18 protein-coding genes are annotated in these 24665 nt (G+C 66.4%); 16 read left to right on the top strand and 2 right to left on the bottom strand.

Annotated elements, in window-relative coordinates:
* Positions 1-3: 3 nt before the first annotated feature.
* Complete coding sequence (locus tag ACY1JX_RS00380) at positions 4-4755, bottom strand: DEAD/DEAH box helicase (protein ID WP_462564811.1); 4752 nt, start codon at positions 4753-4755, stop codon at positions 4-6.
* Positions 4756-5011: 256 nt separating this feature from the next.
* Between ACY1JX_RS00380 and ACY1JX_RS00375 the strand changes: the two genes are divergently transcribed.
* Genes ACY1JX_RS00375 through ACY1JX_RS00345 form a run of 7 tightly spaced genes read left to right on the top strand, consistent with a single transcriptional unit; the run spans position 5012 to position 10708 of the window.
* Entirely contained in the window at positions 5012-5926 is a 915-nt protein-coding gene (locus ACY1JX_RS00375; RefSeq protein WP_462564810.1) for a bifunctional DNA primase/polymerase, read from the top strand.
* The gene (locus ACY1JX_RS00370) at positions 5923-6291 is read left to right on the top strand and encodes a hypothetical protein (protein ID WP_462564809.1); all 369 of its coding nucleotides are present in this window, start codon (positions 5923-5925) and stop codon (positions 6289-6291) included. The genes ACY1JX_RS00375 and ACY1JX_RS00370 overlap by 4 nt, the downstream gene beginning before the upstream one ends.
* On the top strand, positions 6288-7124 hold the full coding sequence (locus tag ACY1JX_RS00365) for a serine/arginine repetitive matrix protein 2 (RefSeq protein WP_462564808.1): 837 nt from the start codon (positions 6288-6290) through the stop codon (positions 7122-7124). The genes ACY1JX_RS00370 and ACY1JX_RS00365 overlap by 4 nt, the downstream gene beginning before the upstream one ends.
* Positions 7081-8100 (top strand): ParB N-terminal domain-containing protein, encoded by a 1020-nt coding sequence (locus ACY1JX_RS00360; protein ID WP_462564807.1) that lies wholly within the window; start codon positions 7081-7083, stop codon positions 8098-8100. The genes ACY1JX_RS00365 and ACY1JX_RS00360 overlap by 44 nt, the downstream gene beginning before the upstream one ends.
* Positions 8101-8128: 28 nt before the next feature.
* Positions 8129-8797, top strand: a complete 669-nt coding sequence (locus tag ACY1JX_RS00355) for a hypothetical protein (RefSeq protein WP_462564806.1) — start codon at positions 8129-8131, stop codon at positions 8795-8797.
* A 10-nt stretch (positions 8798-8807) separates the two neighbouring features.
* Positions 8808-10397, top strand: a complete 1590-nt coding sequence (locus ACY1JX_RS00350; RefSeq protein ID WP_462564805.1) for a M23 family metallopeptidase — start codon at positions 8808-8810, stop codon at positions 10395-10397.
* A gap of 17 nt (positions 10398-10414) precedes the next feature.
* A complete protein-coding gene (locus ACY1JX_RS00345) occupies positions 10415-10708 on the top strand; it encodes a DUF6112 family protein (RefSeq protein WP_462564804.1) in 294 nt (97 codons plus the stop codon).
* A 61-nt stretch (positions 10709-10769) separates the two neighbouring features.
* Here the strand turns inward: ACY1JX_RS00345 and ACY1JX_RS00340 are convergent, their stop codons facing one another.
* A complete protein-coding gene (locus ACY1JX_RS00340) occupies positions 10770-11945 on the bottom strand; it encodes a competence protein CoiA family protein (protein ID WP_462564803.1) in 1176 nt (391 codons plus the stop codon).
* 128 nt (positions 11946-12073) lie between these two features.
* On the opposite strand from ACY1JX_RS00340, the gene ACY1JX_RS00335 reads away from it, so the two are divergent.
* The 9 genes from ACY1JX_RS00335 to ACY1JX_RS00295 all read left to right on the top strand — a co-directional run bounded on the left by ACY1JX_RS00335 (position 12074) and on the right by ACY1JX_RS00295 (position 24521).
* The gene (locus ACY1JX_RS00335; RefSeq protein WP_462564802.1) at positions 12074-12388 is read left to right on the top strand and encodes a DUF6112 family protein; all 315 of its coding nucleotides are present in this window, start codon (positions 12074-12076) and stop codon (positions 12386-12388) included.
* 31 nt (positions 12389-12419) lie between these two features.
* On the top strand, positions 12420-13673 hold the full coding sequence (locus ACY1JX_RS00330) for a conjugal transfer protein TrbL (protein ID WP_462564801.1): 1254 nt from the start codon (positions 12420-12422) through the stop codon (positions 13671-13673).
* The gene (locus ACY1JX_RS00325; protein ID WP_462564800.1) at positions 13670-15136 is read left to right on the top strand and encodes an SCO6880 family protein; all 1467 of its coding nucleotides are present in this window, start codon (positions 13670-13672) and stop codon (positions 15134-15136) included. The genes ACY1JX_RS00330 and ACY1JX_RS00325 overlap by 4 nt, the downstream gene beginning before the upstream one ends.
* A 47-nt stretch (positions 15137-15183) precedes the next feature.
* Entirely contained in the window at positions 15184-15591 is a 408-nt protein-coding gene (locus tag ACY1JX_RS00320; RefSeq protein WP_462564799.1) for a hypothetical protein, read from the top strand.
* Entirely contained in the window at positions 15588-17069 is a 1482-nt protein-coding gene (locus ACY1JX_RS00315) for an ATP-binding protein (protein WP_462564798.1), read from the top strand. The genes ACY1JX_RS00320 and ACY1JX_RS00315 overlap by 4 nt, the downstream gene beginning before the upstream one ends.
* A 186-nt stretch (positions 17070-17255) precedes the next feature.
* Positions 17256-17927 (top strand): hypothetical protein, encoded by a 672-nt coding sequence (locus ACY1JX_RS00310; RefSeq protein ID WP_462564797.1) that lies wholly within the window; start codon positions 17256-17258, stop codon positions 17925-17927.
* Positions 17924-19909 (top strand): ATP-binding protein, encoded by a 1986-nt coding sequence (locus ACY1JX_RS00305; RefSeq protein WP_462564796.1) that lies wholly within the window; start codon positions 17924-17926, stop codon positions 19907-19909. Before ACY1JX_RS00310 ends, ACY1JX_RS00305 begins: the two co-directional genes overlap by 4 nt.
* Positions 19910-20026: 117 nt before the next feature.
* Entirely contained in the window at positions 20027-22036 is a 2010-nt protein-coding gene (locus ACY1JX_RS00300; RefSeq protein WP_462564795.1) for a hypothetical protein, read from the top strand.
* A 1864-nt stretch (positions 22037-23900) separates the two neighbouring features.
* Positions 23901-24521: a hypothetical protein gene (locus tag ACY1JX_RS00295; protein WP_462564794.1), complete on the top strand. Its 621-nt coding sequence runs from the start codon at positions 23901-23903 to the stop codon at positions 24519-24521.
* The last annotated feature ends 144 nt before the right edge of the window (positions 24522-24665 follow it).

Below are 24665 nucleotides of genomic sequence, written 5' to 3'. Positions count from 1 at the left end.
CGTTCAGGCTCCCTCGAGGATGTCCAGCGGGGGCAGGGAGTCGACGATCTTCATCGTCTCCAAGCTGACGGTGACGATCCGCGCGAGCAGGTCGAGGACGTAGCGCGGGTCGCCGACTTCGCGCGACCAGTCGTTCGGATCGTTGACGATCCCGGAGCCCTTGTCGGTCTTGATGTAGTACCGGTCGATGATCCACTCGATTGCCGAGCGGCTGCCGAGCATGTACCGGTATGCCTCGAGCGGGATGCCCGACAGGGTGATGCGATCGTTGTAGTGGATCACTGACCGGTCCGCCCGCTCGCATGCCGCCTTCTGCTCGGCTGTCGGCTTCCCGAAACGCATCTTCTTGTCTCCCACAGCGAAGAACTCGTAGGGGGCGCCCGTCTCGGTGATGTCCAGCCCCTCGAGCGGATACGGGTCGACCGTTTCGTAGCCAAGATGCACCTCCAATAAGTGCCGCCCAGCGTCGGCGTAAGCGCGGAAGTCCGCCACGAACGGGATCCGCGGCAGCAACTTCTTCAGGTCGGCCGCGTAGGTGTCGCGATACGTCGGGGAGTGGAGCAGGCCGTATACGTAGTCGAAGATGTCGTCCTTTGTGATCTGCTCGCCCGGGTAGGCAGCCTCGAACTTAGCGAGCGCTCCGTCGGTGATGTTGTCCTGTTGGGATCCAGATTCACCGAAAGTCAGCATGCCCTCTTCAGTTCGCGGCACGAACCGCGGGAAGGCCACCGCCGCGTCCATGAAGAAGTTGAGGTTCACTGGCTCCGCGCTTGCACTCACCGAGAAGGGCGTCCGGTCGATAGGAAGCAACACGGTCATCATGACGTTCGGGGTCGAGGCGTACTTCTGGGTCCGACCAGGTCTTTCGATCAGGCCCTCTCCCGCGAAAAGCCACTCGCGCGTGAAGGGCCGATGGAGTGATGTGATGAGCGCATCATCGGTGTAGTCAAGAGACTTATTGCGCTTGAGCCGTGTGGCAAGTCCGGCCGACCAACTGATCTGCCGGGTGTCTGTCGTATGCGAACCTCCCCCAACTCGGATGTCTTCGTACGTCTCGATGAGACGGCGGGCATTGGAGGCCACTGCGTCGCGCGAGAACCCGTATACCCACGCGTCGCGATTGGTCGACAGCCCGAGTGAACTCTCAACGAAGATCGCGGACTGCCCCGCCTTGTCACTCTTGAGTGGGAGAAAAGTGCGGAAGTCGTCGCGTCTTTGGTTAAGCCAGTCGCCGTGTGCATTGGGCCTGATCGAACGAGACGGAAGGGCGAGAACGTGCTGCTCGTCCGCCACACGTACCAGTTTCTCCTGGCGGCTCAGATAGTCGCCGACGTCGGTGTAGGAGATCGTCGCAGGACCGAAATGGTCGGGGTTCCTGACCAGGACGGTGATCGCGACAGTGGCGCGGCTGCCGGCGTCGAAGATCTTTCCGCCTTCCTTGCGGGACAACTCCCCGGCTGTGCGCTGGTTGCCGCGCAGGTTGAACACGTGGATCGCCGAAAACTGGTCGGCGAGAGTCTTGCGCATGCCATCTGCGCTCGCCGAATCAAGCCATCCGCCGTTGGTGACGTAGGCGACAACTCCCCGGTCGCGGATGCGAAGTGCTGCCCACATGATCGCCCGGATATAAGAGTCGTACATGTTGCGACTCAGGCCAGCAGATGACGTCTCGACGTAGGCACGGCGGATCTCGTCATCGAGCGCCGGATAGGCCTCGTTGGCGTTGTCGTCATTGGCGGAGTCTTGACCGACTGAGTAGGGCGGGTTGCCGACGATGACGGTGATCGGTAGCGACTTCAGGTGTTCGAGACGGGCGTTGTTCTCAGGGAAGACGTCAAGATCAGGTCGGTCGTCAGGTTCCCAGGACTGGAACGTGTCGGTGAGGATCAGGCCGGGGAAAGGTTCCAACTGGCCGCTGAGTTCGGCGTAGGTCTGCTCGATGTTGACGCAGGCGATGTAGTACGCGAGCAGCAGGATCTCGTTACCGTGGATTTCGTGCGCGTACTTGCGCGCCAGATCATGCGGCTCAATAAGGCCGGACTGCAGCAGGCGGACGAGGAAGGTGCCGGTGCCGGTGAATCCGTCGAGGATGTGGACGCCTTCGTCGGTGAGTCCCTGGCCGAACTCCTGCCGGAGGACAGCGTCGGCGGATCGGAGGATGAAGTCGACGATCTCAATGGGGGTGTAGACGATGCCGAGTTTGTCGACGGTCTTCTTGAACGCGAGGCTGAAGAACTTGTCGTACAGCTCGACGAGGATTCGCTGTTTGCCTTCGGCGTTGTCGACGCCTTCGACCCGTCGGCGGACCGAGTCGTAGAACGACTCGAGGGTCTCGTTCTCGGATGCGAGGTGGTGCTCGTCCAGCGACGCGAGCATGAGCTCCATCGTCGTGGCGACCGGGTTGGTGGCCGCGAAGTCGTGGCCGTCGAAGAGGGCCTCGAAGATCGGCCGGGTGACCAGGTGCTGGGCGAGCATGTCGACGGCTTCGGCGGCGGTGATGTTGTCGTTGAGGTTGCCACGCAGGCCGGCGAGGAAGACCTCGAACTCCTTGGCGGGGTTCGAGTTCGGGTCGGCGAGCAGGCCGTTGATGCGAGTGACGTGGGCTGCGGCGATGTCGGCGACGTCTTTGGCCCAGGACTCCCAGTAGCGACGTTCGCCGACCTTGGCCACGATTCGGGCGTACATCGCGTCGCGGAAGGCATCGGTCGGGAACTCCAGCACACCCTGGATGGCCTGCTGGCGCTGCTCGTCCGGGTCCGGGCTGCTGGACCCGTCGGCGTCGGCCTCGTGGGGGTTGGTGATCGAGATGATGTCGAGCCTGTCGGTGGGCTTGTGCTTGTTGAGCTCGAGCTTGTTCACCAGCGCGTGGAAGCGGTCGTCGTGGGAGCGCAGCGCCTGCAGGACCTGCCAGACAACCTTGTAGCGCTCGTTGTCGCGCAGCGCGTCCTCGGGCGCGATCCCGGAGGGCACCACCACGGGCAAGATGATGTAGCCGAGTTCCTTCCCTGGAGCCTTGCGCATCACGCGGCCGACGGACTGGACCACGTCGACCTGCGAGCCGCGCGGGGTCAGGAACAGCACCGCGTCGAGCGCCGGCACATCGACGCCCTCGGACAGACACTTCGCGTTGGTGAGGATGCGACACGTGTTGTCGGGGGTGTCGTCCTTCAGCCAGGCCAGGTGGGTGTTGCGTTCGTGGATGCCCATCGTGCCGTCGACGTGGCGTGCTTCGACGCGGACGGCGGGCCGGTCCTCGGGCAGGTCGATGATCGCCCGGTCGACCAGGGTCGGGAACGCGGTGGAAGCGAGCTTGGACGCCTTGATGTTCTGCGCGAACGCGACCGCGGTGCGCATCGGCGCCGTTGAGCCACCCTCGTGGTTGGTGTGGCCGAAGTTCTTGGCCAGCCCGTTCCAGCAGCCGATGAGCTTGGCAGCCTCGTCGAGCTTGATCTCGCCGGACTCGCTCATCGCCTGCTGAAAGTTCTCGGCCACGTACGCTTCGTCGACCGCCAGCACGAGCACCTTGTAGTCCGTGAGCAGGTCCGCCTCGACGGCATCGCCGAACCCGAGCCGGTGCAATTCAGGCCCGAAGACGGCCTCGTCGCCCATGTCGGCCAGCACGGCGTCGGCCTCGGCGGCCTTTTTGCGGACGTCGTCGGCGAAGACGCGCGGGGTGGCGGTCATGTAGAGCCGCTTGGCTGCCTTCAGTGCGCTGTTGTCGTGGACACGCACGAACGCGGACTCGTCCTGACCCGCGACGGTGACTCCGGTGGTGCGGTGCGCCTCGTCGCAGATCACCAGGTCGAAGTCCGCGAGACCCTGCTGCTGCGCCTCGATGATCACGTCGATCGACTGGTACGTGGAGAACACGACCGTCATCCGGTGCTTGGCGCGCCGGCCGGTGTTCATCCGTTCGATCAGTTTGCCCGCATCGGTAGTGGCCGGTTCGGTCAGGTCGATGGTCGACATGTCTGCGTCGTCGGATGCGACCCTGCGACCCACGCGGACGTCCGAGCACACTGCGAATGGCCGGATGTCCACTTCGGTATTGGCCATCCACTCTCGCAGCGACTGGCTCAGCAGTTGGATCGAGGGAACCAGGAACAGCACGGAGCCGCCCTCGCCGACGAGCTCTTCGGCGATCCGCAGGGACGTGAACGTCTTGCCGGTACCGCAGGCCATGATCAGCTTGCCGCGGTCGTGGGTGCGCAGCCCCTTGAACACGTCGTCCAGCGCATGCGCCTGATGCGGGCGCAGGGCCTTCTTGCCGGTGGTGACGACGACCTCGGGGGTCTCCCACCGGAACGCGCCCCAGTCGATCGGAGCGTCGTTGAGATACATCATGTCGATCCGCTGGGCGACGCCCTTGAGCGTCTCCTCAGCGTTGCCCGACCAGCCCGCTGACGTGTCGAAGATGATCCGCTGGCTGAAGTTGAAATCCGGTCGCATCGACGCGGCCAGGAACGAGTCGATGTCGGCCTTGGCGACCTTGTGTCCGGGCCCGTAGAACTTGCACTGGATCGCGGTGAAGTCGTCACCGTCACGGTTGGCAGCCACGAGGTCGACGCCGATGTCGGGTAGCCCGGCGCGACCCTCCCATTCCGACCAAAGCCACACGTCGGAGAACCGGGCTGTCCACTCCGGGTCGGACTTCAGGTACGCCTGCATGAGCCGCTCGAACTTGTCACCTTTGTCCCGCTGATCGAGCGCTGTCGCGCGCAGGTCGCCGAGGACTTCCGAGATCGTGACGGTCACGGTGCACAGTTTGCCCGATTCGGATCGCGGCGCGGTCACATCACCCCGATCAGTCCCGGCACCGCAGTGCGGACGCGCATCTTCCTGAACGGCAGAGTTTGGGGGTGTTTACGTGGCGAGGCCGGACAACTTTTTCAGATTTCTCGGTAAACACGTCCTGTCCTGCATAAACACCCCCCAAACACCCCTATGGGGCGGAGGGGTGTTTGGGGGCGTTTACGCCGGTGGCCGGAGATTTCGGGTGCACATTCGGGGCATGAGCGAAGTCCATTTGCAGTCGCCGCCGGCGGATCGCTGGGGGCCTGAACTCTTCGGCGCGCTGGGTGAGGCGCCATCGCGGGTGGCGGCGGTGAGTCTGCTGTTCAGCCGGGGCGTGCCGGTGTTCCCGTGTGTGCCTGGTGGGAAGCGGCCGCTGATCGCCCACGGGTTCCAGGACGCGAGCACCGACCTCAGTGTCATCGGGCCGTGGTGGACGCGTTGGCCGGATGCGAACATCGGCGTCCCGACCGGGGCAGCGTCCGGCGTTGATGTGGTCGACATCGACGTTCACCCGACCGGGAGCGGGTTCGACGCGTTCGAGCAGGCGCGCGCCGAGGGGCTGGTGGACGGCTGGTCGTGGCTGGTGCGTACTCCGTCCGGCGGCGTGCACGCGTACTTCCTGCATAACCCTGGCCGTGAGCAGCGTTCGTGGCAGGCGCCGAGGCGGCACATCGACTTTCGTGGCGACGGCGGCTACATCGTGCTGCCGCCGTCGGCGGTCGCTGACGCGGACGGGGTTGGTGGCGTCTACCGCCAGATCGCTGTCGCCCGTCATCACGAGCCGCGGCCGGTCGACGCGGGGGCGCTGCGGGCCTTCCTGGATCCGCCGAAGCCGGTGACCCGCCCGGCTGACATGCCGGCGGTCGGCGCGCGACCGGACCGGTTGGCGGCATGGGTGGCCGCGAGACCGCAGGGGTGTCGCAACACCGGCCTGTTCTGGGCGGCGTGCCGGATGTCGGAGACCCGGCAGTCGTTCCAGCTGGCGGTGTCGCTGCTGGGCCGGGCCGCGCGCGATGCCGGGTTGAGCGAGCGAGAGTCGCTCACCACGATCCAGTCCGCGTATCGCGCCGCTCCCCCACAGACAACTGTGCCGGCTGGCGCCACCCGAGCGGTTGAGGCGGTGGCACGGTGAACACGCACCGCCGTTACGAGCGGCGCGTCGGCCGCCCTGTCGGGGCCACCGCCGTGGACGACGACGCGCAGGCTGCGACGGCGTTGGCCGTGCAGCGCGACCCGTCACGGACCTCAACCATCGCCGGGGTCTCCGCGTCGCCCGGCGGGCGGGGACTCGCGTGGGTGCGGTTGAGCGAGCTGCCGTCGGTGCTGGGCACGCCAGTGGCACGCCGCGGCATCGATCTGCAGACCGCGCTGGTGCGCCGCGCCCGACGCGCGCCGGGGAACGTCATCGCCGGCACGCGATCGGCGCTGGCCAGCCACGGTCCGGGGACGGAACGGCGCTCCACGGGCTCGGCTCACGAGTCGGGGCTGTCATGGTGACCGCGGCGTTCCGGCTCGAGGACTCGGAGGACCTGCGGATGCTGCTGCTGCACCTGGCGTACTCGAGCCCGACCGCGTGGCATGACGATCCTCAAGCCGGCGACCTGTTGGCGTTCACGATGGACAAGTACGGGGCCTTGGCACGCAAGTACGGACTGGAGCCGGCCGACGCGGCCGTTGCAGCGTTCGACGTGATGCGCACGAGGGCGGCACGGCTCGCCGACGACCCGTGGGCTGTGGTGACCCGGGCGGTGCAGTTGACGCTCGTGTACGACGCGATGGCCGAAGGTCTGTTGTGCTCGAACGCCCGCGCCCGTCGTGCCGAGGTCGCGGAGGCGCACGACCCGGTCAGGTTCAGCGATCACGACACCGATCTGGCCGACTTCCATCCCGCGTTCTGGGTCTCCGACGACACGGACACCGTGACCGATCCGGTCGAGCCGTCGGATGAGGACGAACCGATGAATGCATTCATGGCCGTCGAGACCGCGGTGGACGTCTTCGTCGAACTCGGCTGGCCGCGGCGGGTCGCCGCGGTGCTGCTGGAATACATCGCGGTGCGCCTGATCAACACCGGTGACCGAGAGCTCGCCTTCAAGTCCCTGCGCCGCGACCGGCGGGCACGGGTGCTGCTCGACCTCGACCAGGAGTCGTGGCTGCTCCTGCTGCCTGCCGTCCTGGGTAGTCAGGATCCGGCACTGCAGCATGCGGCCGCGGGCCGGGGCCTGCTGATGCGGCTGCTGATCGGCGAGACCGTCGAGGAGATCGTTGCCGACAACGCACTCGCCGATGCCATCGCCTGCACCGTCCCGTCCGGAGGCAGCCATGTCTGACACGGGCCGCATCGAGGTCGCCTGCAAGATCGAGTCGATCATCATCGGCGTCCGTCAACGCCAGGATCTGGGCGACCTGCAACCACTGAAGGACTCGATGGAAGCGCTCGGTCTACTGCAGCCGGTCACGGTGACACCCGACCTGGTACTCGTGTGCGGAAGGCGCCGACTCGAGGCCGCCCGACAGCTGGGCTGGAGAACGCTAAAGGTGTGGGTCCGCACGGGGTTGTCCGAGGGGTTGGAGGCCTTGCTGGCCCAGCAGGATGAGAACAAGCTGCGCAAGCCGCTGTCCCAACTGGAGGAGGCCGCGCTCTTTCGCGAACTCAAGAAGGTCAAGTCCGAGGACGCGCAACGACGGCAGCAGGCCACCCAGTTCGGCACCGCCCCGGCCGGCGTTGGAGGGGTCTCCGGTGGTCCCGATTCGGGACGACCGTCCCCACCGCGAGGAAGGGCCGCGCGCGAAGCAGCGCTCATGGTGACCGACTCCGCCTCCCACACGCGGCTCGAGCAGATCTGCTCGATGGAGCGCATCGCTGCGGATTCAGGCGAGCCTTCGCAGGTCCGCCGCGTCGCACGTGATGAGCTCGAAGCGATCCGCAACGGCGGCCACGTCGATCCGGGCTACCAGCGGGTCAAGGCTGCGCAGCGGGTCGCCGCGACCATGACGGTGCCTGAGGAGGACGAGGAGGCGCGTCGGACGTCGGCAGAACTCGTCGAAGAGGCCAAGCGGGAGCGTCGCCTGCGGGTCCAGGCGAACCGGCAGCGGCGTGCTGCCGAGGCCGCTGCCGCCCGCCGGTCGGTCCGCGCGTTCGTGGCGACGTGGGCCGAGCTCGACGGCTGGACCCAACGGTTCGACGTCGAGCAGCTCGCCCGCGAACTCACCGACGACGACTGGCGACTGTTCCGCCGGGTGCTGGCCGAGTCCCAAGCGTTCGCGAGCGAGATCCAGAGCCGTCGGATGGCGGTCACCACCTGAGGGGTGTCACTGCTACCGAAGGCCTCTCATGCTCCACCCCACGGCTCGCCTCCCACGTCACCGTCTTGTCCTGCTGACCTCCCTGGCACTCGCGGTCGCGCTGATGGTGGCGGCGATCTGGATCGGGTCCGACGCACGCTCCACGACGCCTCGCCCGAACCCCGCGACCTCCGCCAGCGTTTCGGCCCCGACCGCGTCCGACGCGACCGACGCGCCCACCGCCGTCTTGCCACGGACCTCCGATCCCACCCGGTTCGCTCGCCAGGTCGCGGAGGCGGTCTTCGGCTGGGACACCCGCACCTCGACGGGTCCAGTCGAACTGACCGAGCCGTTCATGGCGATGGCCGACCCGACCGGTGAATCCACCGCAGGTCTGGTGTCCGACCTGACCGGCTACCTGCCGACGGTCGAGGCGTGGGCCCAGTTGCGGCAGTACGAGACCCGCCAGTGGCTGACGGTCGCTTCAATCGCGATGCCGACTCGGTGGGCGACCGCGGTCGAGCAGGCCGGCGACGCCCTGCTGCCGGGCACCAGTGCGCTCACCGTGCGGGGTGTCCGGCACCGCGCGGGGGTGTGGGAGGGCGAGCTCGTCACGTCGACGCACGAGGTCGCGTTCACTGTGTTCGTGGTGTGCGGTCCGTCCTATCCCGCGTGTCATCTCCTGCGGTTGTCGCGACTCGACGACCCGCTCCCGTAGGCGGTCGGGGATGCGGGTGTTGCTGGCCGGACTCTTGGTGGCGGTCCTGTTCGGGCCAGCGACCCTGCTGATCGGCGTCGGCGTGCTGATGAATCCCGCGGCGCAGGCCACCTGCCTGACCGTATCGGGGTCGCTGGCCGTGGGCGATGTTCCCGAGCGGCTGGGCACGACCACGGCCGACGGCGCGCACGTCCGGCTCGATCACGCGCAACTCACCCACGCGGCGACGATCGTGCGCGTCGGCGGTCGTCTGAAGGGGGTCGGCCGCGCTGGCGTGACGGTCGCCCTGATGGCCGCGCTGACCGAGTCGCGGCTGCGGATGCTCGCCAACTCGGCCGCCTACCCGTCGTCGACGACCTTCCCGAACGAAGGTGACGGCGGCGACCACGACAGTCTCGGCCTGTTCCAGATGCGGCCCAGCACCGGCTGGGGCACGGTCCGCGAGCTGATGACCCCCGACTACCAGGCACGCGCGTTCTTTGGCGGACCTGCCGGACCCAACGACGGATCACCCCGCGGGCTGCTCGACGTCCCCGGCTGGGAGTCGATGTCCAAGAGTGCCGCGGCGCAGGCCGTGGAGGTGTCCGCGTTCCCGAGTAGGTATGCGACGTGGGAGCCGGTCGCCGGACAGATCATCGACGCGCTCACCTCGACTTCCTCGACGAGCGGGACGGTGGCCGAGACCAGTCGGATCGTGTTCCCGCTGCCGACAGGAACCTGGGTCCGGTCCAGTGGGTTCGGAATGCGCCGCCACCCCGTCACGGGCGTCTACAAGTTGCACACCGGTGCCGACTACGCCGCTCCCGCGGGCACACCGATCCTGGCCGCAGCAGACGGTCGGGTCGCGTCCGCCGGACCCGCCGCCGGCTACGGGAACCTGATCCTGATCGAGCACACCGTCAACGGCCACCAGGTCACCTCCGGGTACGCGCACATGTACGCCTCCGGGATCCACGTCCGCAAAGGCGAACAGGTGACCGCCGGCCAGCACATCGCGGACGTCGGCATGGCCGGCTACACCACCGGACCGCACCTGCACTTCGAGATCCGCCCCAGCGCCGCAGGTCCCATCGATCCCGAACCGTGGCTTTCCAGCCACGGCGCGGCCGACCAAGCCGCAAACGAAGCGATCACCGGCGTTGGCTGCGCGCCCGACACCGGCGGAGCGCCGTCACCGTTCCTCGGCAGCAGACCCGATCAACGCGTCGACGACCCGACCACCGGAGGGCGGGTCACGGCCCGCATGGCCCACGTGCTGGCGCAGATCCGAGCCCACCTTCCGACCTCGTCGTGGGGCTGTTGGCGGGCAGGTGACCCGGCCAGCAACGACCACACCGCCGGCCGCGCCTGCGACGGCACGTTCGGCAACTCGATCGGCACCCGCGCGTCCGGCGCAGCGCTCGCCGCCGGTTGGCGGGCCGCGCGGTGGCTCCAGTCCAACGCCCGCGCCCTGGGCGTCGACTACCTGATCTGGCAGGGCAGGATCTGGTCCCTCGCCCGCACCAGTGAAGGCTGGCGGCCCTACGGCGGCGGCGGCATGTTCGACCCGCGATCAGTCACCGGCGGCCACTATGACCATCTCCACGTCACCGTCCGCTGAGTCCACACCTGACCGACATGAACACCCTGCTTGCCCAGCGCCTCTCGTCGGTCGGCCCGGACTTCGGTGCCGTTGGCGGTTCGGCAGAGTTGCGGCAGATCGTCGGGGCCCTGCTCACCTTCGGCCTGCTCACCGCGGTCGCGATGGTCATCGTGTGCGCGAGTGTCTGGGCGCTCGCTTCGTCCAGTGGTAGCTGGCACACCGCAGCCAAAGCCAAGAGCGGACTGCTGGTGGCTCTCGGCGGCGCGGCCCTGACCGGCGGCGCGATGGCCTGGGCGAACTGGCTCCTGCACCTCGGCGCGAGCCTGTGAGCCTCAAGCGCTGCAGTGCACCCGCGCACGCGGGTCGTGCGAATCGTGTCCGCGACGAGGATCAGACCGGAAGGTTCGACAACCCGCTGCGACCGAAGGCCGCGAGGCGGCGCAGCCTCACCCCGCGATACGTCTCGTTCAGGCCCATTCCGTGTGCCTCGAACATGGAGATCAGACCGGACATCTCTTCTGCGAGCACCTGAGTGTCGCCCTGGGGAAAGCGTTCTTCGCACCAGGCCGCCACGTCCGCTCGTGGCGCGCTCCTGGGAAGTGTCGGGTGACGGCCACCGTCGCCCACGCGTCGCCTCTTCACCCGATCTGGGTCGGGGCGCGCCGGATCTGCAGACGCGACGAGGGCGTCACGGGCGGCGGCGAGCCTGCGTGCTTGGTCCATGGCTCGGTTGACCGCTGTCAGGTTGAGCTCGAGTCCCGGATGCTTGGGAAGGATCAGTGATCCTGTCGCGTCGAGACCGAAGTCGGCGAGCGGGAGCGGGAGGATCCAGTGGTAGTCCTCCCCCGCACGGGCAATGTGACGGGCGAAGTCGATCGGATCGAGTTTCCACCATCCCTCGGTTCGCGGATGGGGGTCAGTGAGCAGTACCCCGACCAGTGCTTGCTCTGGATCGAAGATGAAGCAGTTGCTCCCCGACATCTCCCCCTCCAAGTGAGGGCGGTTGTGCATGTCGAACAGCCAGACGCTGTCCGCTCCCGCCGTCCGATAGTCGCCGTGGCGACCGGCCCACGCGCCGGCTGACAGGTTGCTGTACTGCAGTTCGAACGCGGTGCGTCCCCCGTCGCAGGTCACGAGCACATCCGCGCGGCGATTGACGCCGTTCTCAGCGACGCGGGTCTCCGGTATCGCCTCCACGACGGAGGCTTGGGCACGAGCCCACTCCGCCACCACTTTCTTGCCCAGCAAGTGCCACGACGACTCAGGTGAGTGCCGCGGCTCGCCGACTGCACCCTCGACACGCGCATGACGCAGGTGCGGCGCCTGGACGGACCCAGCCGCGTAGATCAGCCACGGGTCGCCCAGGCCCTCGTCCAGGCAGTCCACACACTGCACTTGCCGGGTCCCATCTCGACCGTTCGCGATCCACCAATCGCGCGAGCGGTCGTCTGCGACCAGATGCTCGTTCGTTCGCAGGTCGACCGCGACATTGCGGGCCTCGTGCCTTGCGAGGCCGTCCAACTTCGCAACCGGCAACAAATCACCCGCGACCATCTGGCCCGCCATGCTGCTCCCTTTCGACGTACGAACGAGCAGATTGTGTCGAGGAACCCCGACACTTTCCCCCGCCTACCGCCGGCGCACCACGTGGACACCTCTCTCACGCAGGGCCGAACCACCACGTGGAGGAACCCATGATCGATCTGAACCAGTCGCGGCTGGCAACGCTGTTGCCGACCGACATCGACATCAGCCCGAACTCGAGTGGACTGCCGGGCATCCGGCAGCTGAGCTCCATCGTCGGCGCGTCCATGACGGTGGGCCTGATCCTCGCGGTGCTGGCGGTGATTGTCTCGGCCATCGTGTGGGCGCTGGGCGCGAACTCCTCGAATCCGCACCTGGCTGGGCGCGGCAAGGTCGGCGTGTTGGTCGGGCTCGGGGCCGCGATCGTCACCGGCGCGTCGGTCGCCCTCGTGAACTTCTTCTGGCACATCGGCCAGACCGTCTGAACGGGCCGGGACCGTGGCTGACGTGTGTGACGTGCCGGTCATCTCAACCGTCTGCCAAGAGGCGGGCGACGCGGCAGGGACGCTGGTGGCGGCCCCGTTCGACTGGCTCGCGGTGTCCATGGGCAACGCGGCCGGGTGGATGTTCGAGGCCGTCTGGACAGTGTTCGACTCGACCACGATGGTCGATGTCACGAGCAGCCAGTTCACCAGGGTTTACAACATCTTGTTCGGCGTGGCCGTGTTCCTGATGCTCGGGTTCTTCCTGCTCCAGGTCATCGGTGGCATCATCCGCCGCGAACCTGCCGCCCTGAGCCGCGCTGCCCTGGGTTTGGCCAAGTCGATCCTCGGCTCGTTCGTCGCCATCACCGTGGTCGCGACCGCGTTGGAGGTCACCGACCGGATCAGCATCGGCATCGTCCACGCCACCGGGACCACGATGGACCAGATGGGCGCCCAGGTCAGCCAACTCGCCGCGGGAGTCGGGACGCTCTCGATCGCGGCTCCGGGAGCGTCGGCGATCATCACGATCCTGGTGGCTGGGCTCGCGCTCGGAGCGGCGGTGATCGTGTGGGTGAGCCTCCTGATCCGCAAGGCCCTGCTGCTGATCGCGATCGTGTTCGCGCCCGTCGCGATGGCCGGATCGAGCTGGGACCACACCCGCGGCTGGGTGAGCAAGTGGGCGGCCTTCGTGATCGCGCTGATCGCGTCGAAGGTCGTGCTCGTCGTGTTCTTCCTGCTCGCCACTGCCCAGGTCTCCGCACCGATCGACGCCGACCTGACGTCGGTCAGCGAACCGATCTCCGGGGTGGTGCTGATGCTGATGGCCGGGTTCGCGCCGTACCTGACCTACAAGGCGATCAGCTTCATTGGCTTCGACACGCACCACGCGATGTCGGCCGAGCAGGAGGCCAAGTCGGCCCTCAATCGGCCCATCCCGATCCCCCTGCATCGTGGCTCCGGTCGAGCACCGAGCAAGATCCTCGACGGCGCGACACCGGGCAGCGGATCGGGCGGAGGCCATCACCCGCCCGCGCCTACGGGCCCGCCGCCGATCGGTGGCGCGGCGACTCCCGGCGTGGGCACCTCGGGCGGCGGTGTCGCGGCGGGCGGTGTCGCGGCCGCGGCCGTGGTGGCCAAGGAGGCTGCCTCGGCAGGTCCGCGGATCGGCGAGGCGGTCGGAGGCGCGGCCTCCGGTCACAGCGACGCCGCCGGCCAACACCCGCAGGAATCGGCGCCGCACCCGCAGCGCACCGCCAGCCCGATCATGGACGGCGGCCAGGCATGACGGCACAGCTTGAGCCTGCCCGCGCGTCCGAGGTGTCGCCGGTGAAGTTCTCCCGGTTGAGTCGCCGGGGAGTCCTACTCGGCCTCTCGGTCTCGCAGCTTGTGGTGGTCGGCGTCGGCGCGGTGACCCTGGTGTTCGGTCTCTACGCGGGCGGTGGAGCGTCGCTCGTGGTCGCCTCGCCGATCCTGATCGGTTGCGCGGTCCTCGCGTTCGCCACCGCTGGCGGCCGCCCTCTGATCGGGTGGACGCCGATCGTGGCCGCCTGGCTGTGGCGGCGGACTGGCGGCCAGCTCGTGTTTCGTGCCCGGGTCGTGCGGCCGCGGCCGGCCGGGACGCTGGCGTTGCCCGGTGATGCCGCGCAGCTGCGGCAGTGGGTCGATGCCGAGACCGGGGCGGTGATGGTGCATGACCCACACGCCCGGACGCTGACGGTGGTCGTCGGTGTCACCCATCCGGCGTTCATCCTGCTGGACCCGGCCGAACAGCAACGACGTGTCACGAGTTGGGGACGGGTCCTGGCCACCGCATGTCGCTCCGGGCGGATCGGTGCGATCCAGGTCTGCGAGCGGACCCTGCCCGATTCGGGCCGAGGTCTCACCGACTGGTGGGACCGGCACGGGCACCATGACCGGTCGTGGGCTTCGACCGTCTACGGCGAGCTGATCGACCGGGCCGGCCCGGCGGGCGAGCGGCATGCCAGCACCGTGTCGATCAGTCTGGATCTGAAGGCCGCTACCCGGGCGATCCGTGCTGCCGGCGGGGGCCTGCGCGGATCCGCGGCGATCCTGCGCCACGAGATGAACACCCTCATCGCGGCGCTGCGCTCCGCCGACCTCACGCCCGGGGACTGGCTCTCCCCCGGTGACTTGGCTGTGATCCTGCGTTCGGCCTACGACCCGGTCGTGGCCGGCGCGCTGGAACGCCACGGCGATCTCGGCCGCGAACTGGCCACCGCCGGCCCCGTCGCGGTCAGCGAGGACTGGGCCGGTCTGCGCAGCGACTCGGCCCAGCACTGTGTCCTCTGGGTCAGCGAATGGCCCCGATCGCTCGTTCATCCCGGCTTCCTCGCCCCCGTTCTGTTGTCGTCGGGAGTGCGACGCACCGTGACCTTGCTCTACACGCCGCTGCGGACCGACAATGCCGCGCGGGACCTGCGACGCAAGAAGACCGAGTACATCTCCGACGCGGCCCACCGTCAGCGCATCGGCCAAATCGAGGACGCCCAACAGTCCGCCGAATACCAGGACGTGCTCCAGCAGGAAGCCGAGCTCACCGCCGGCCACGGCGTCCTGCGCCTCACCGGCCTGATTGCCGTCTCCGCGCCCGATCTCGACGAGCTCGAACGCGCCGTCGCCGAGATCGAGCAGGCCGCCATCCAAGCCTCCTGCGAGACCCGACGCCTGTGGGGGCAACAGGCCCAGGCCTTCGCCGTCGCGGCGCTGCCCCTGTGCCGATCCGTGTGAACCGCCCCCCACCTACCGAACGACAGCCCAACTCATTGGAGGTCCTGATGCCCACCGTCCACGATCCCGTCGCCGACGCCGAGGAGGCCTACGAGGCACTGCGCGCGCTCGCCCACCAGACCAAGACGATCGACGACCCCGACCAGATCTACCGGATGCTCGGCAACCTCTCGGCTGCGACGCACGCACTCGGCCAGACCCTGCACCAACTCGCCGCCTTCCACGACACGAGAGGCGTCGCCCGGCCCGTCGTCGATGGGAGCACCCGCGACGGTCGCGGCGCCGGGCACCAGGTGTCCTGGGAGCTGCACCGCGCCGGGGAGATCATGACCCACGTCGCCGGCTGCATCGACCGCGCCCACGAGGCCGAAGGCACCATCGGATACCTGCGCCCACCCGCTCCCCCAGACTCGCCTACCCGCAGGCGATCCATCGGGTCGGGTCTTGGCCTGTGAAGGACCAGAGCCATCTGCTCAGCAGCGTGCTGGTCACGCCGCAGCGCGAACGGCGCAGCACCCGCCGCGCCCGACGCGCGGCCGCCACCGGGCTCGTCAGCGCCGCACGGACCGAGCGCCGAGCCCGTGCCCGGCAGCGGGCGCGCAAGCTGCGTGACGCGGAACGCACGACCGAGACACTCCCACGCTCGGGCGACCACGGACCAGCCGCGCTACGCACGCCGCTTCGGCTTCGGCTCCCCCGCCACCAAGACACCTCAGCAACCCTTGCCGGCGCCTACCCATTCCTGGCCGAAGGCGGCCTAGGCACGGAGGGAGTCTTCGTCGGCCAGGACCTCTACTCCGGCAGCTCCTTCGTCTACGACCCGTGGGTGCTTTACGCGCGTGGCGTCATCACCGCCCCCAACGTCGTCGTTGCCGGGATCGTCGGCGCCGGCAAGTCCTCGCTCGCCAAGAGCCTCTACACCCGTTCCATCCCTTTCGGCCGCCGTGTCTATGTCCCCGGCGACCCCAAGGGCGAACACACCGCCATCGCCGAAGCCGTCGGCGGCAAGGCCATCGCGCTCGGCCATGGCATGACCGCCCGCCTCAACCCGCTGGACGAAGGCCACCGACCGAGCGGCTTCGACGACACCCAATGGGCGGCCCAAGTCACCGCTCGCCGACGCGACCTGCTCGGAGCCCTCGCCGAGACCGTCCTGGAACGTCGGCTGACGCCCCTCGAGCACACCGCCATCGACGTCGCCCTGACCGACGCGGTCCGGTCGACTCCGGTGCCGGTCCTGCCGCTGGTGGTCGACCGACTGCTGGATCCGGACGTCCGCGGCGGCCACGACCGCCGGCTGGTCGACGACGGCCGGATCGCCGGCCACGCCTTGCGGAGGCTCGTCGCTGGTGACCTCGCTGGGCTGTTCGACGGTCCATCGACCGTCCGCTTCGACCCGACCCTGCCGATGGTGTCACTCGATCTGTCCCGCGTGACCGAGAACGCCACCCTTATCTCGGTCCTGATGACCTGCGCCTCCGCCTGGATGGAATCGGCTCTCCTCGACCCCAACGGCGGGCAACGCTGGGTCATTTACGACGAGGCTTGGCGACTTATGGCCCACCCGGCGCTGCTGCGACGCATGGATGCCCACTGGCGACTCGCGCGGCACTACGGCATCGCCAACATGCTGATCTTTCACAAGCTCTCCGACCTCGACAACGTCGGCGATCAAGGCTCCGCCACGAGAGCGCTCGCCACGTCACTTCTGGCGAACGCCGAGACCCGCATCGTGTACCGGCAGGAGACCGACCAGCTCGGCAGCACAGCACGCGCGCTCGGGCTCACCGGCACGGAGCAAGCGCTGCTGCCGACGCTCGGCACGGGCCAAGGGCTCTGGAGAATCAAGCACCGATCATTCGTCGTACAACATCAACTCCACCCCGCCGAACTGGAACTCTTCGACACAACTGCCCGGATGCACTTGGCATGATCGCCGACCGCGCTGACGCTGAATGGTGCTGCACTCCGGCTCCAAAATGACGTGCCTGATGGCGAACGCGTAGAGCTGGTCCGGTCCAAATGGCCCCGGATGGCCTGCTCGCTCTGATTACATAGGTGTCTACTCCGAGGTCCCCGGGCGTGGGCTGGCGAGTGTCGTTGATCTCGGAGGAAGCGGATGACTGGCACCACCACGCGGATGCAGGACGCAGTTCGCCTTCTCATGCTCATCAACGAGGCGGCTGATTCCTTGTTGGCTGAGGACATCACTGACGACCCGCGGTTGCATACCGCGGTCGGGGTCGTTCGCACTCAGGTGCGGCTACAGAAGCTGGACTTCTGGGTACGGAACCCCGACTACCTGGCGAACGAGTTGTTGAACGACTACGTGAACGGGGACCAGGACCCGGCGTTGCTGCAGATGGCTGGCGAGATCCTCGACAGCGAAGAGCCGGAGCTGCGGCGCTACCCGATGCTTCGGTACTTGTTCGGGGCTTACGAGGACCTTGAGGACGCGTTGGCGGTACTCAGTCAGGCGGATTTGGTGGTGCGGCGCAAGAAGGGCCGGCCGGGCCACGTGGTTCAGACGAACTACTTCTTGCTCCAAGGGGGCCGCGACATGGTGTCTCGCATCCGGACGGAGTACGCGGACCTGTCTTGGTATTCGTCCCGGTCTGCACTGGTTGTGCAGCTCGCAGGTGGTCAGGGTGCGACGGAGTTGAAGGATAGGCAGTACATCCAGGAGGAGTACTTGAAGACAGCAAACGGGGTGCGCATTCCCTCCATCACCGGGCGGGCACGCAAGCGGCTGGCGGACATCCGTGCGGGGCTGGAGGGTGAATCGGGGTGAGTGTTCCAAGCACGAGTGAGCTGACCGAGAAGATTGCATCGAAGGCTGGCGTCGACGTGGACGTGGTCGGGACGGTGTTGAAGGCGAATGCGGTGTCGTTGGTGCCGGTGCCACCGGCTCAGCGTCGGTTGGATGTGCGGCGCCTGTCCTTCTCGGGCGAGCGTTCGCGGACACAGTGGGATGGCCCGTTCAACGCGGTGTTCGAGTTCTCGGACGGCGTCACTGCGCTGATCACGAACGAGAATCTTCGGGGTAAGTCATCCGTGCTGGAGCTGATCACGTGGGCTCTGCGTGGGAGTCCGCGCAACCTGCGTGCAGACGTGCGGTTGTGGTTCGAGCGCATCGTGTTGGAGTACTCAGTCAATGGGGTGCCTATGGCGGTTGTACTTACGAAGGAGGAGACGGGGTTCGTTGCCGACATCCTTCGCGCGTCGGACCCTGACGTGCTGTCCTCGTACCTGGCAGGCGAAGCACCTCGCGACTCAGTGAGTTACATCAAAACCGGGCTGTCGGAGGCGGAGTTCAAGGAGCAGCAGGACCAGTTGATGCTGACCTTATTGAGTTTGGAACCCATCACGAACTTTCAAAAGCGGCCGAACAGCGACCAAGGTGCTGCACAGGACAACACATGGCCCGCGTACTTCGGTGGCATCTACTTGCCGCGAGCCGGCTCCGAGATTCTCTTTGGCGATGTTGTGTTCGCTGCGTTGCCGGCGCGCATTCTTCAGCTGTTCTGCAACGTGCCCCTGATGAGCACTCAGATACGCCTCGCCACGTTGGGAAAAGTCGTTCGACAGGACGAGGCGAATCAGAACCGCCGTCTTACCGAAGACGCAGCCGCGCGGGCTGGTGAGCGAGAGGCGTTGGTTGCGGAGCTCGCTGACTTTGAGACGAGATTCGCGGCTCTGCCGTCCGAAGGTGACCGGACCTATGAGGGCGTCGCTGCGGAGCTCCGTGAGGCCGAACTCCGGCTGGACGAACTTGCTGCGGTGAGCCGTTCGGCTGGCGCTACGTTCGATGAGGCGAAGGCCGCCCGTCAGGCTGAGGAACTTCGGGCAAACGGCGACCGGGAGACCGAGCTCGCCGAACTGTTGTTCCAAGGGTTGAACCCGAAGCACTGTCCGCGGTGTGAGCAGAAGCTCGAGAAGGCCAGGGCGGTTCGCGAGGAGAGCGACCACGAGTGTTCGGTATGCACCAAGCCGTTCCCGCCGACCGGCGCGGACACCGGAGATGAGGGTGAGCCCGAGGACGAGGGTGACGCGCTAGAGGCCCTGAAGGAGGCCGAGGAAGCCGCGTGGGTTTCAGCGGAGGTCGCCGCGGACGATGTCACCGAGATGCGTCGAACGGTGGATCGCCTGGCTCGAGAACTCGCGAGCGCGAGCCGTGCAGACGAGTTCACGAACAGGCTGGCGCTGCGGCTGGAAGAGGCCCGACTTAAGGGTCGGCTGGAGAGCATGCCGGAAAGCGGTGATGAGGTGCCGCCGTCGGAGTCACTTATGGTCATCGAGGCGGCAAACCAGGTCTTGACCGCGGTCACGGGCGACGCGGCGAAGGAGATGTTCGTCGACCTGAACGCCGAGATTCTAGCGCTGGGGCGGAAGTTCAACATCACGAACTTGGAGAAGGTTGACCTGCAGCGCAACGGCGGGATGCAGGTAACGACCGCGGGTGCAGAGGTTCCGTTCAGGAAGGTTTCGGGCGGCGAGCGGCTACGTCTCCGGGTCGCGGTCATTATCGCCTTGCTACGTGTTGGTGCTCGCTCGGGCGTCGGTTCTCATCCCGGGCTGATCTTGCTGGACTCACCCGGCTCGGATGAGTTGACCGTGCACGACGAGGCTACGTTGCTCGAGGAGCTGGACTCTTTGAAGGACGAGCTGCCAGGCCTGCAGGTCGTCATCGCGTCCGCGGAACCCGCAGCCGTTATGGACCACCTACCTACGGACAGCATCTACTCGAACTTGGAGGGTGGTCCCCTGTGGTGAGCGACCACGTCGGTGGTTTGCCGCACGATCGCCTCCCGAGCCCGAGGTGGTGGCGAGAGGTGTCGTGCGAGCGAGGTAGGTATGAGTTTGGGTAGCGAGTGGGCGGGAGGTTAGGTCATGTCATTGATTGAAGCTCTTGGCGTGCTCGCTGTGCCTGACGCCTCGGACGCAGCCGGGTTGACCGCGTTCGGTGATGCCCTCTACGCCCGCGTCGACAAGGCCGACCTGGACGATACGTCAGAGGTCGCGGCGGCCGTCAAGGTTCTGGCACCGGAGTTCGCTTCGTTGGCCGAAGCTGCCGCCCGCGCCGGCGATACCCACGCTGGAGATCTGTTTGCCGCCCTCGCCGAGGCGCTTCCCGGACTGCAAAACGTCATGTTCATGGACGCAGCGGACGTCGCGCTGTCCTCACCGAACTTCCTTGCAGCACATGGGAAGCCGTTGGCTGGTGCGTTGGCTGTACGTGTGGAAGCGACCCGCGATACCCAGGGTCTGCAGGCATACGCATATCTAGAGGTGTTGACACGACTCGGCCTGACCGAGGCGACTGGAAAGTTCCGCGCAATGGCGTTCATGGCGTCGGTAACCCTGGGCGACTCCGCGGACCTATTGGAGCGCCTACCACGCCTTATCGGACTGGCGATGGACCAGTGGCGCGAGGACACGCTGGGGGCGGTGCTCATGACGCTGCTGGAGCATCCCGCCGCTGAGGCGGATGCGTTGTTCGAACTGGGCCAGCAGATGCTCCGGTCGGCGCTGGAAGCCAACTCGGTCGAATCTGTGATGCAGGGCTTGGGGGAAGCTCGTGCTCGATTCGCTGAAGTGGAGGCTGCGGAGGAGGCGCGTGACGACGCAACCATCTATCGCGCCGCGCTGGACGTGGTAGTCGCATTCAGTGCAGCTCCGACTGGTGCCCAGGCTGATCCGGTGGAGGCTATGACGGATCTATCGGAGGCGTTGGGTCGCCGAGCGGCGTTCTCGAGCAGGGCTGCGATGGGCGGCTGGGCTTCTCCGCGGCGGCTGGCGGAGGCAGAGTGGTTCGCGTTGGCGAACACACTGCGCTCGGCAGTTCCCGAGTTGGGGAAGGCGGCGTGGCGCGAGCCTGCGGAAACCTTGTCGCAGGTTCTCGCTGCGTACCAGGCGTCTCGGTCGGTCTCTATCATCTCGTCGGACGGCCTTCGGGTTGTTCTGGAGCCACCCGTGCGTGCGGCGTTCCTAGCGCAGAAGGGTCTGCTCGAGCATCTGCGAGCGGCTCTCGCTGCGGGCGATGTGCCTGATGCCCAGATCGAGGATGCGCGGAGCCTCCTCGAGGCGGTGGACGCTGGTGGTGCGGCGGGTGGTGATGCGGTGGGAAAAGTGTGGAGCTCCGCGCCCGCGTTGGCCGCCGCGCTCGGCGTCGACGCGGACTATGAGGGCGCTGACGTCCTTGCGCGCGCGGTCGACGACCTGCCCGAAGTCGTCGCGTTCTTCAACCACGAGGCCGAAGAGCGGGCGCGTGCGCTTGCTCGATCTTCGGACCCTGTCGTAGACGGCTTGCTTGGCACGGTCGCGGATAGTCTCGCGAACTGCGAGGACTTCAGTGGGACAGTTCGGGAAGAGCTCATCGAGGTCGTGACTGCGGTCCTTCGGTTCGCCGCCGACCGTGTCAATGCGGGCCGCGAGAGCTGGAGGAAGGACATCGCGTACCTGTTCCCACCAGAGAAGGGCGATCCGCCGTTCGGTGAGGACTTCCTGCAGAAGGACGTGTACCGGTGGCTCGGGAACTCGCCGATGCGGCCCTATACACGCCTTGAAGAGCGCGATGTCGCTGCTGGCCGTGCCGATGTCTCGGTAACCCGATCGCACAGGTTCGTCATAGAGGTGAAGCGTGAGTTGTCAGATGCTTCTCGGGCGGCGCTACACGCGGCATATGGTGGCCAAGCCGCGGCCTACTCCGCTGGTGGTCCGCGCGTCTCTCTTGTGCTGGTGCTCGACTTAACCGACCACTCTGACGGTGTGCCGTCGCTGACGAACTCGGTATGGGTCGACGAAGTGCTGGCTGGTGGGGAGACCCGGCACGTGGTCACGGTAGTCGTGCGCGGAAATCGACCCACGCCGAGGCAGACCACGACGGGCGCAGTCCCATAGTCCCTCGGTGTCGCCGGGTGGGAACTCTGCTGCACGACACGAATGCATCCCAGGTTCGTTCTTCCGAATGTGTCCTCAACGTGAATGCCACGGTTGGTGCATCAATCCGCCGATTGAGGCCGGGCCCGTGCCGTTCCGCCGGTCTATGGGAGGTCGCCCATCGGATAAGACAGGCGTGGACTGTAGGCCGCGTCGCTACTCGGATGACGTTGCGGGCGTGGACTCTCCTTCAAAGATTCTCGGCGTCGGATATGTCGCTCTAGACCCGGCAGGTGGCTGGCAACTGCAATTACCTCGCGAACTTCATGCGGCGGGCTTCGCAGTGGACCTAAATAGGCTGAATCGAGTAGTAGGTTGCACTGAGGCCCACTTGCGGACATCCTCGGAGGCTGCGACAAGGAACAGAATCGGCCGTGACACGCGCGATTCGGGAACGACACCAGCGGCGGTTGTATTGGAATCGTCTAGCAGCCGGAAACGTCAAACGAACTGCAAGGACTAACCCGTGAAGGCTCGCCCTCGTGCGTACGTAAGCAGCGATCAAGCGCTCATCTTGGACTCGACGTCGAATCACATCGACAAAGTGCTCGATCACTACAGTGACTTTGGTTTCGCGACGGATTGGAAGCCAAGGGATGACAGCCCGCTGCGATTCGAGGAGGGGCAGCTCGCGCGCCAGTACGGCCCAGGAACCGTCAAGATGGAGAAGCGTTGGACGGGCATAGAGCTCGAGACTCGGGTTGTACGTTCCACGCGATACTGGACCTCGTCTCCAGCTGGATACGCATCTGAATCTTGTCTGCTGCTTACCTCCCTCGCAGGCCAATACCTCGAAGCGTTGCGCCTATTGCTTCGGAACCGCGAAGTGTTGTTTGCCCCGACGCCGATCGCTCGATCGATCTTTGAGATAACGGGCTACGTCTTTTGGCTTCTGGACCCTAATCTGAAGTCAGTTCGTGACCGCGCAGCAAGAGTCGTGCTGGCACAGCTAAGGGACGCGACTCGGCGCAAGACTGCAGCGGTTCAGCTAGAGCACCCTGATGCGACGAAGTTCGGCAGCGTGGTCCACAAGTTGCGTAAACGGGAGATCCCGTCCCTCTTCTTCCCATCGGAGATTGAGACCGATGAGAGATCACACACCTGCGCCGTCTGCGGTTCTCGATCGAGTACTGAACTTCGACTTCGGCATCAGTATCACCCCGGACTTGAGGCGAGCCTGACATTCATTACGAGGGCGACCGGGAGTACTTGGAACACGAGCGGCATGTATGCGTTCCTCTCAAATGCAAGCCACCCCACCCCGCACCTTGTCTACGAGTCTTTGCAGCGCGACGATTCGGGGCGCGTGACTGGGTTCGGTCACGAGGACGCGAGACTCCCGTACCGAGTTTCCAGATTGGCTATCCATAGTTTCCTTCTGTCGTGGCGGCTGAGCGCCGCCTACCGCGGCCTTGATCAAGATCTGCCCATGGAACTGGGGATCGAACTGGATCAGCTTCCATCTCTCTAGCTGGTGGGCGAGCTGGTTTTGAGGCCATATCAGACCCGGTCTGGCAGCAGTCGAAGATGCCTGCGACTGGCTCAAGAGGGCGACAATGAAGCGCCGCTACCTCAGGTTGCCTCGACGCTGGCTGATCGAGCACAGGACGCGGGTGAGCACCGGCGAGTCCCGCGGGAACCCTCCCTCCGCCCGACCCGTCAGACAATTCGCGGATCGTCACCCCCTCTTCGGCGACCGATCTACGCTGATTTCGTGGCGCCGCGTCACAACGGTCAGTCGGATGCAGCGCGTCATTCCAGCGCGTTGGCACGGTGGACGAGCCGACAAACCCGCTGGAGGTGCTGCCACCCCTAGTCTGTGCCGGTGACCGAGATCAGACCTGTCGATGACGTGTACCCCGTGCTCAAGCAGTGGGCGTTCGTGGCACACGAGAGCGTGAAGAATGTGGATGCGGCGCTTGAAGAGTTCTACGCGGCCCGGCGAGCTCTCAATACGGCCCGTCGGTCGAACCCGATGGAGCGTTGGGCGGTGGCGACCGACGTAGAGGTGCGTTCGTATGAGTGCGCCGTGTTTCGAATCCAGGGCGCATCGTTCTTCTTAGTCTCGGCCGGTAGTCAATTGGTACGTGTTCTTGAGGCTGACCCGAGTCTGGGTGAATTGCAGGGGGGCCTGAACGCCAAGATCCGGACTCTTCGTGACGTCCTTGAGCACTGGGACGACTGGACGCAAGAGTCGATCGGACGCGGGCGCGGACGCCGCACATCGGGCGCACTCTTGCGGGACGTGGACCCTGATGCGTGGCCATTCGGCTGGGCCTTCACACCTGAGGACTTTCTTGTCGCCGGCCAGGTCCCGCTGGCTGAACTACGCAGCGCTTTCGGCGAGTTATGGGAATGGCTCGCATCGCAGGCCACAGGCCCAAGTTTCAATCCGTCCGCCACGTCGCCGTTACCGTGCCCGCTAGTGGACCGACCAAGTTCCTAGCCACGCGGTTCTCGGCCGCATCGAACGGGACTGCTGCATGGTTGGGACAACAGAGCTTGCTGCAATTCACCGCGAGCCGGGCGGGACCCACGGTCGCCGCGACGACCGAAGCTGAGAAAGTGACGCCCGCCCTACGATGGGTGC

It is taken from the genome of Aeromicrobium sp. JP4 (genome assembly GCF_054957925.1).
This window is presented reverse-complemented; position numbering and strand designations above follow the sequence as displayed.

What these genes read in the sequence shown, in the direction of transcription:
- ACY1JX_RS00350 (WP_462564805.1), top strand. Translation starts at nt 8,808, where the DNA reads ATGCGGGTGTTGCTGGCCGGACTCTTGGTGGCGGTCCTGTTCGGGCCA.
- ACY1JX_RS00360 (WP_462564807.1), top strand. Translation starts at nt 7,081, where the DNA reads ATGCCATCGCCTGCACCGTCCCGTCCGGAGGCAGCCATGTCTGACACG.
- ACY1JX_RS00345 (WP_462564804.1), top strand. Translation starts at nt 10,415, where the DNA reads ATGAACACCCTGCTTGCCCAGCGCCTCTCGTCGGTCGGCCCGGACTTC.
- ACY1JX_RS00375 (WP_462564810.1), top strand. Translation starts at nt 5,012, where the DNA reads ATGAGCGAAGTCCATTTGCAGTCGCCGCCGGCGGATCGCTGGGGGCCT.
- ACY1JX_RS00300 (WP_462564795.1), top strand. Translation starts at nt 20,027, where the DNA reads ATGTCATTGATTGAAGCTCTTGGCGTGCTCGCTGTGCCTGACGCCTCG.
- ACY1JX_RS00355 (WP_462564806.1), top strand. Translation starts at nt 8,129, where the DNA reads ATGCTCCACCCCACGGCTCGCCTCCCACGTCACCGTCTTGTCCTGCTG.
- ACY1JX_RS00325 (WP_462564800.1), top strand. Translation starts at nt 13,670, where the DNA reads ATGACGGCACAGCTTGAGCCTGCCCGCGCGTCCGAGGTGTCGCCGGTG.
- ACY1JX_RS00310 (WP_462564797.1), top strand. Translation starts at nt 17,256, where the DNA reads ATGACTGGCACCACCACGCGGATGCAGGACGCAGTTCGCCTTCTCATG.
- ACY1JX_RS00320 (WP_462564799.1), top strand. Translation starts at nt 15,184, where the DNA reads ATGCCCACCGTCCACGATCCCGTCGCCGACGCCGAGGAGGCCTACGAG.
- ACY1JX_RS00340 (WP_462564803.1), bottom strand. Translation starts at nt 11,945, where the DNA reads ATGGCGGGCCAGATGGTCGCGGGTGATTTGTTGCCGGTTGCGAAGTTG.
- ACY1JX_RS00335 (WP_462564802.1), top strand. Translation starts at nt 12,074, where the DNA reads ATGATCGATCTGAACCAGTCGCGGCTGGCAACGCTGTTGCCGACCGAC.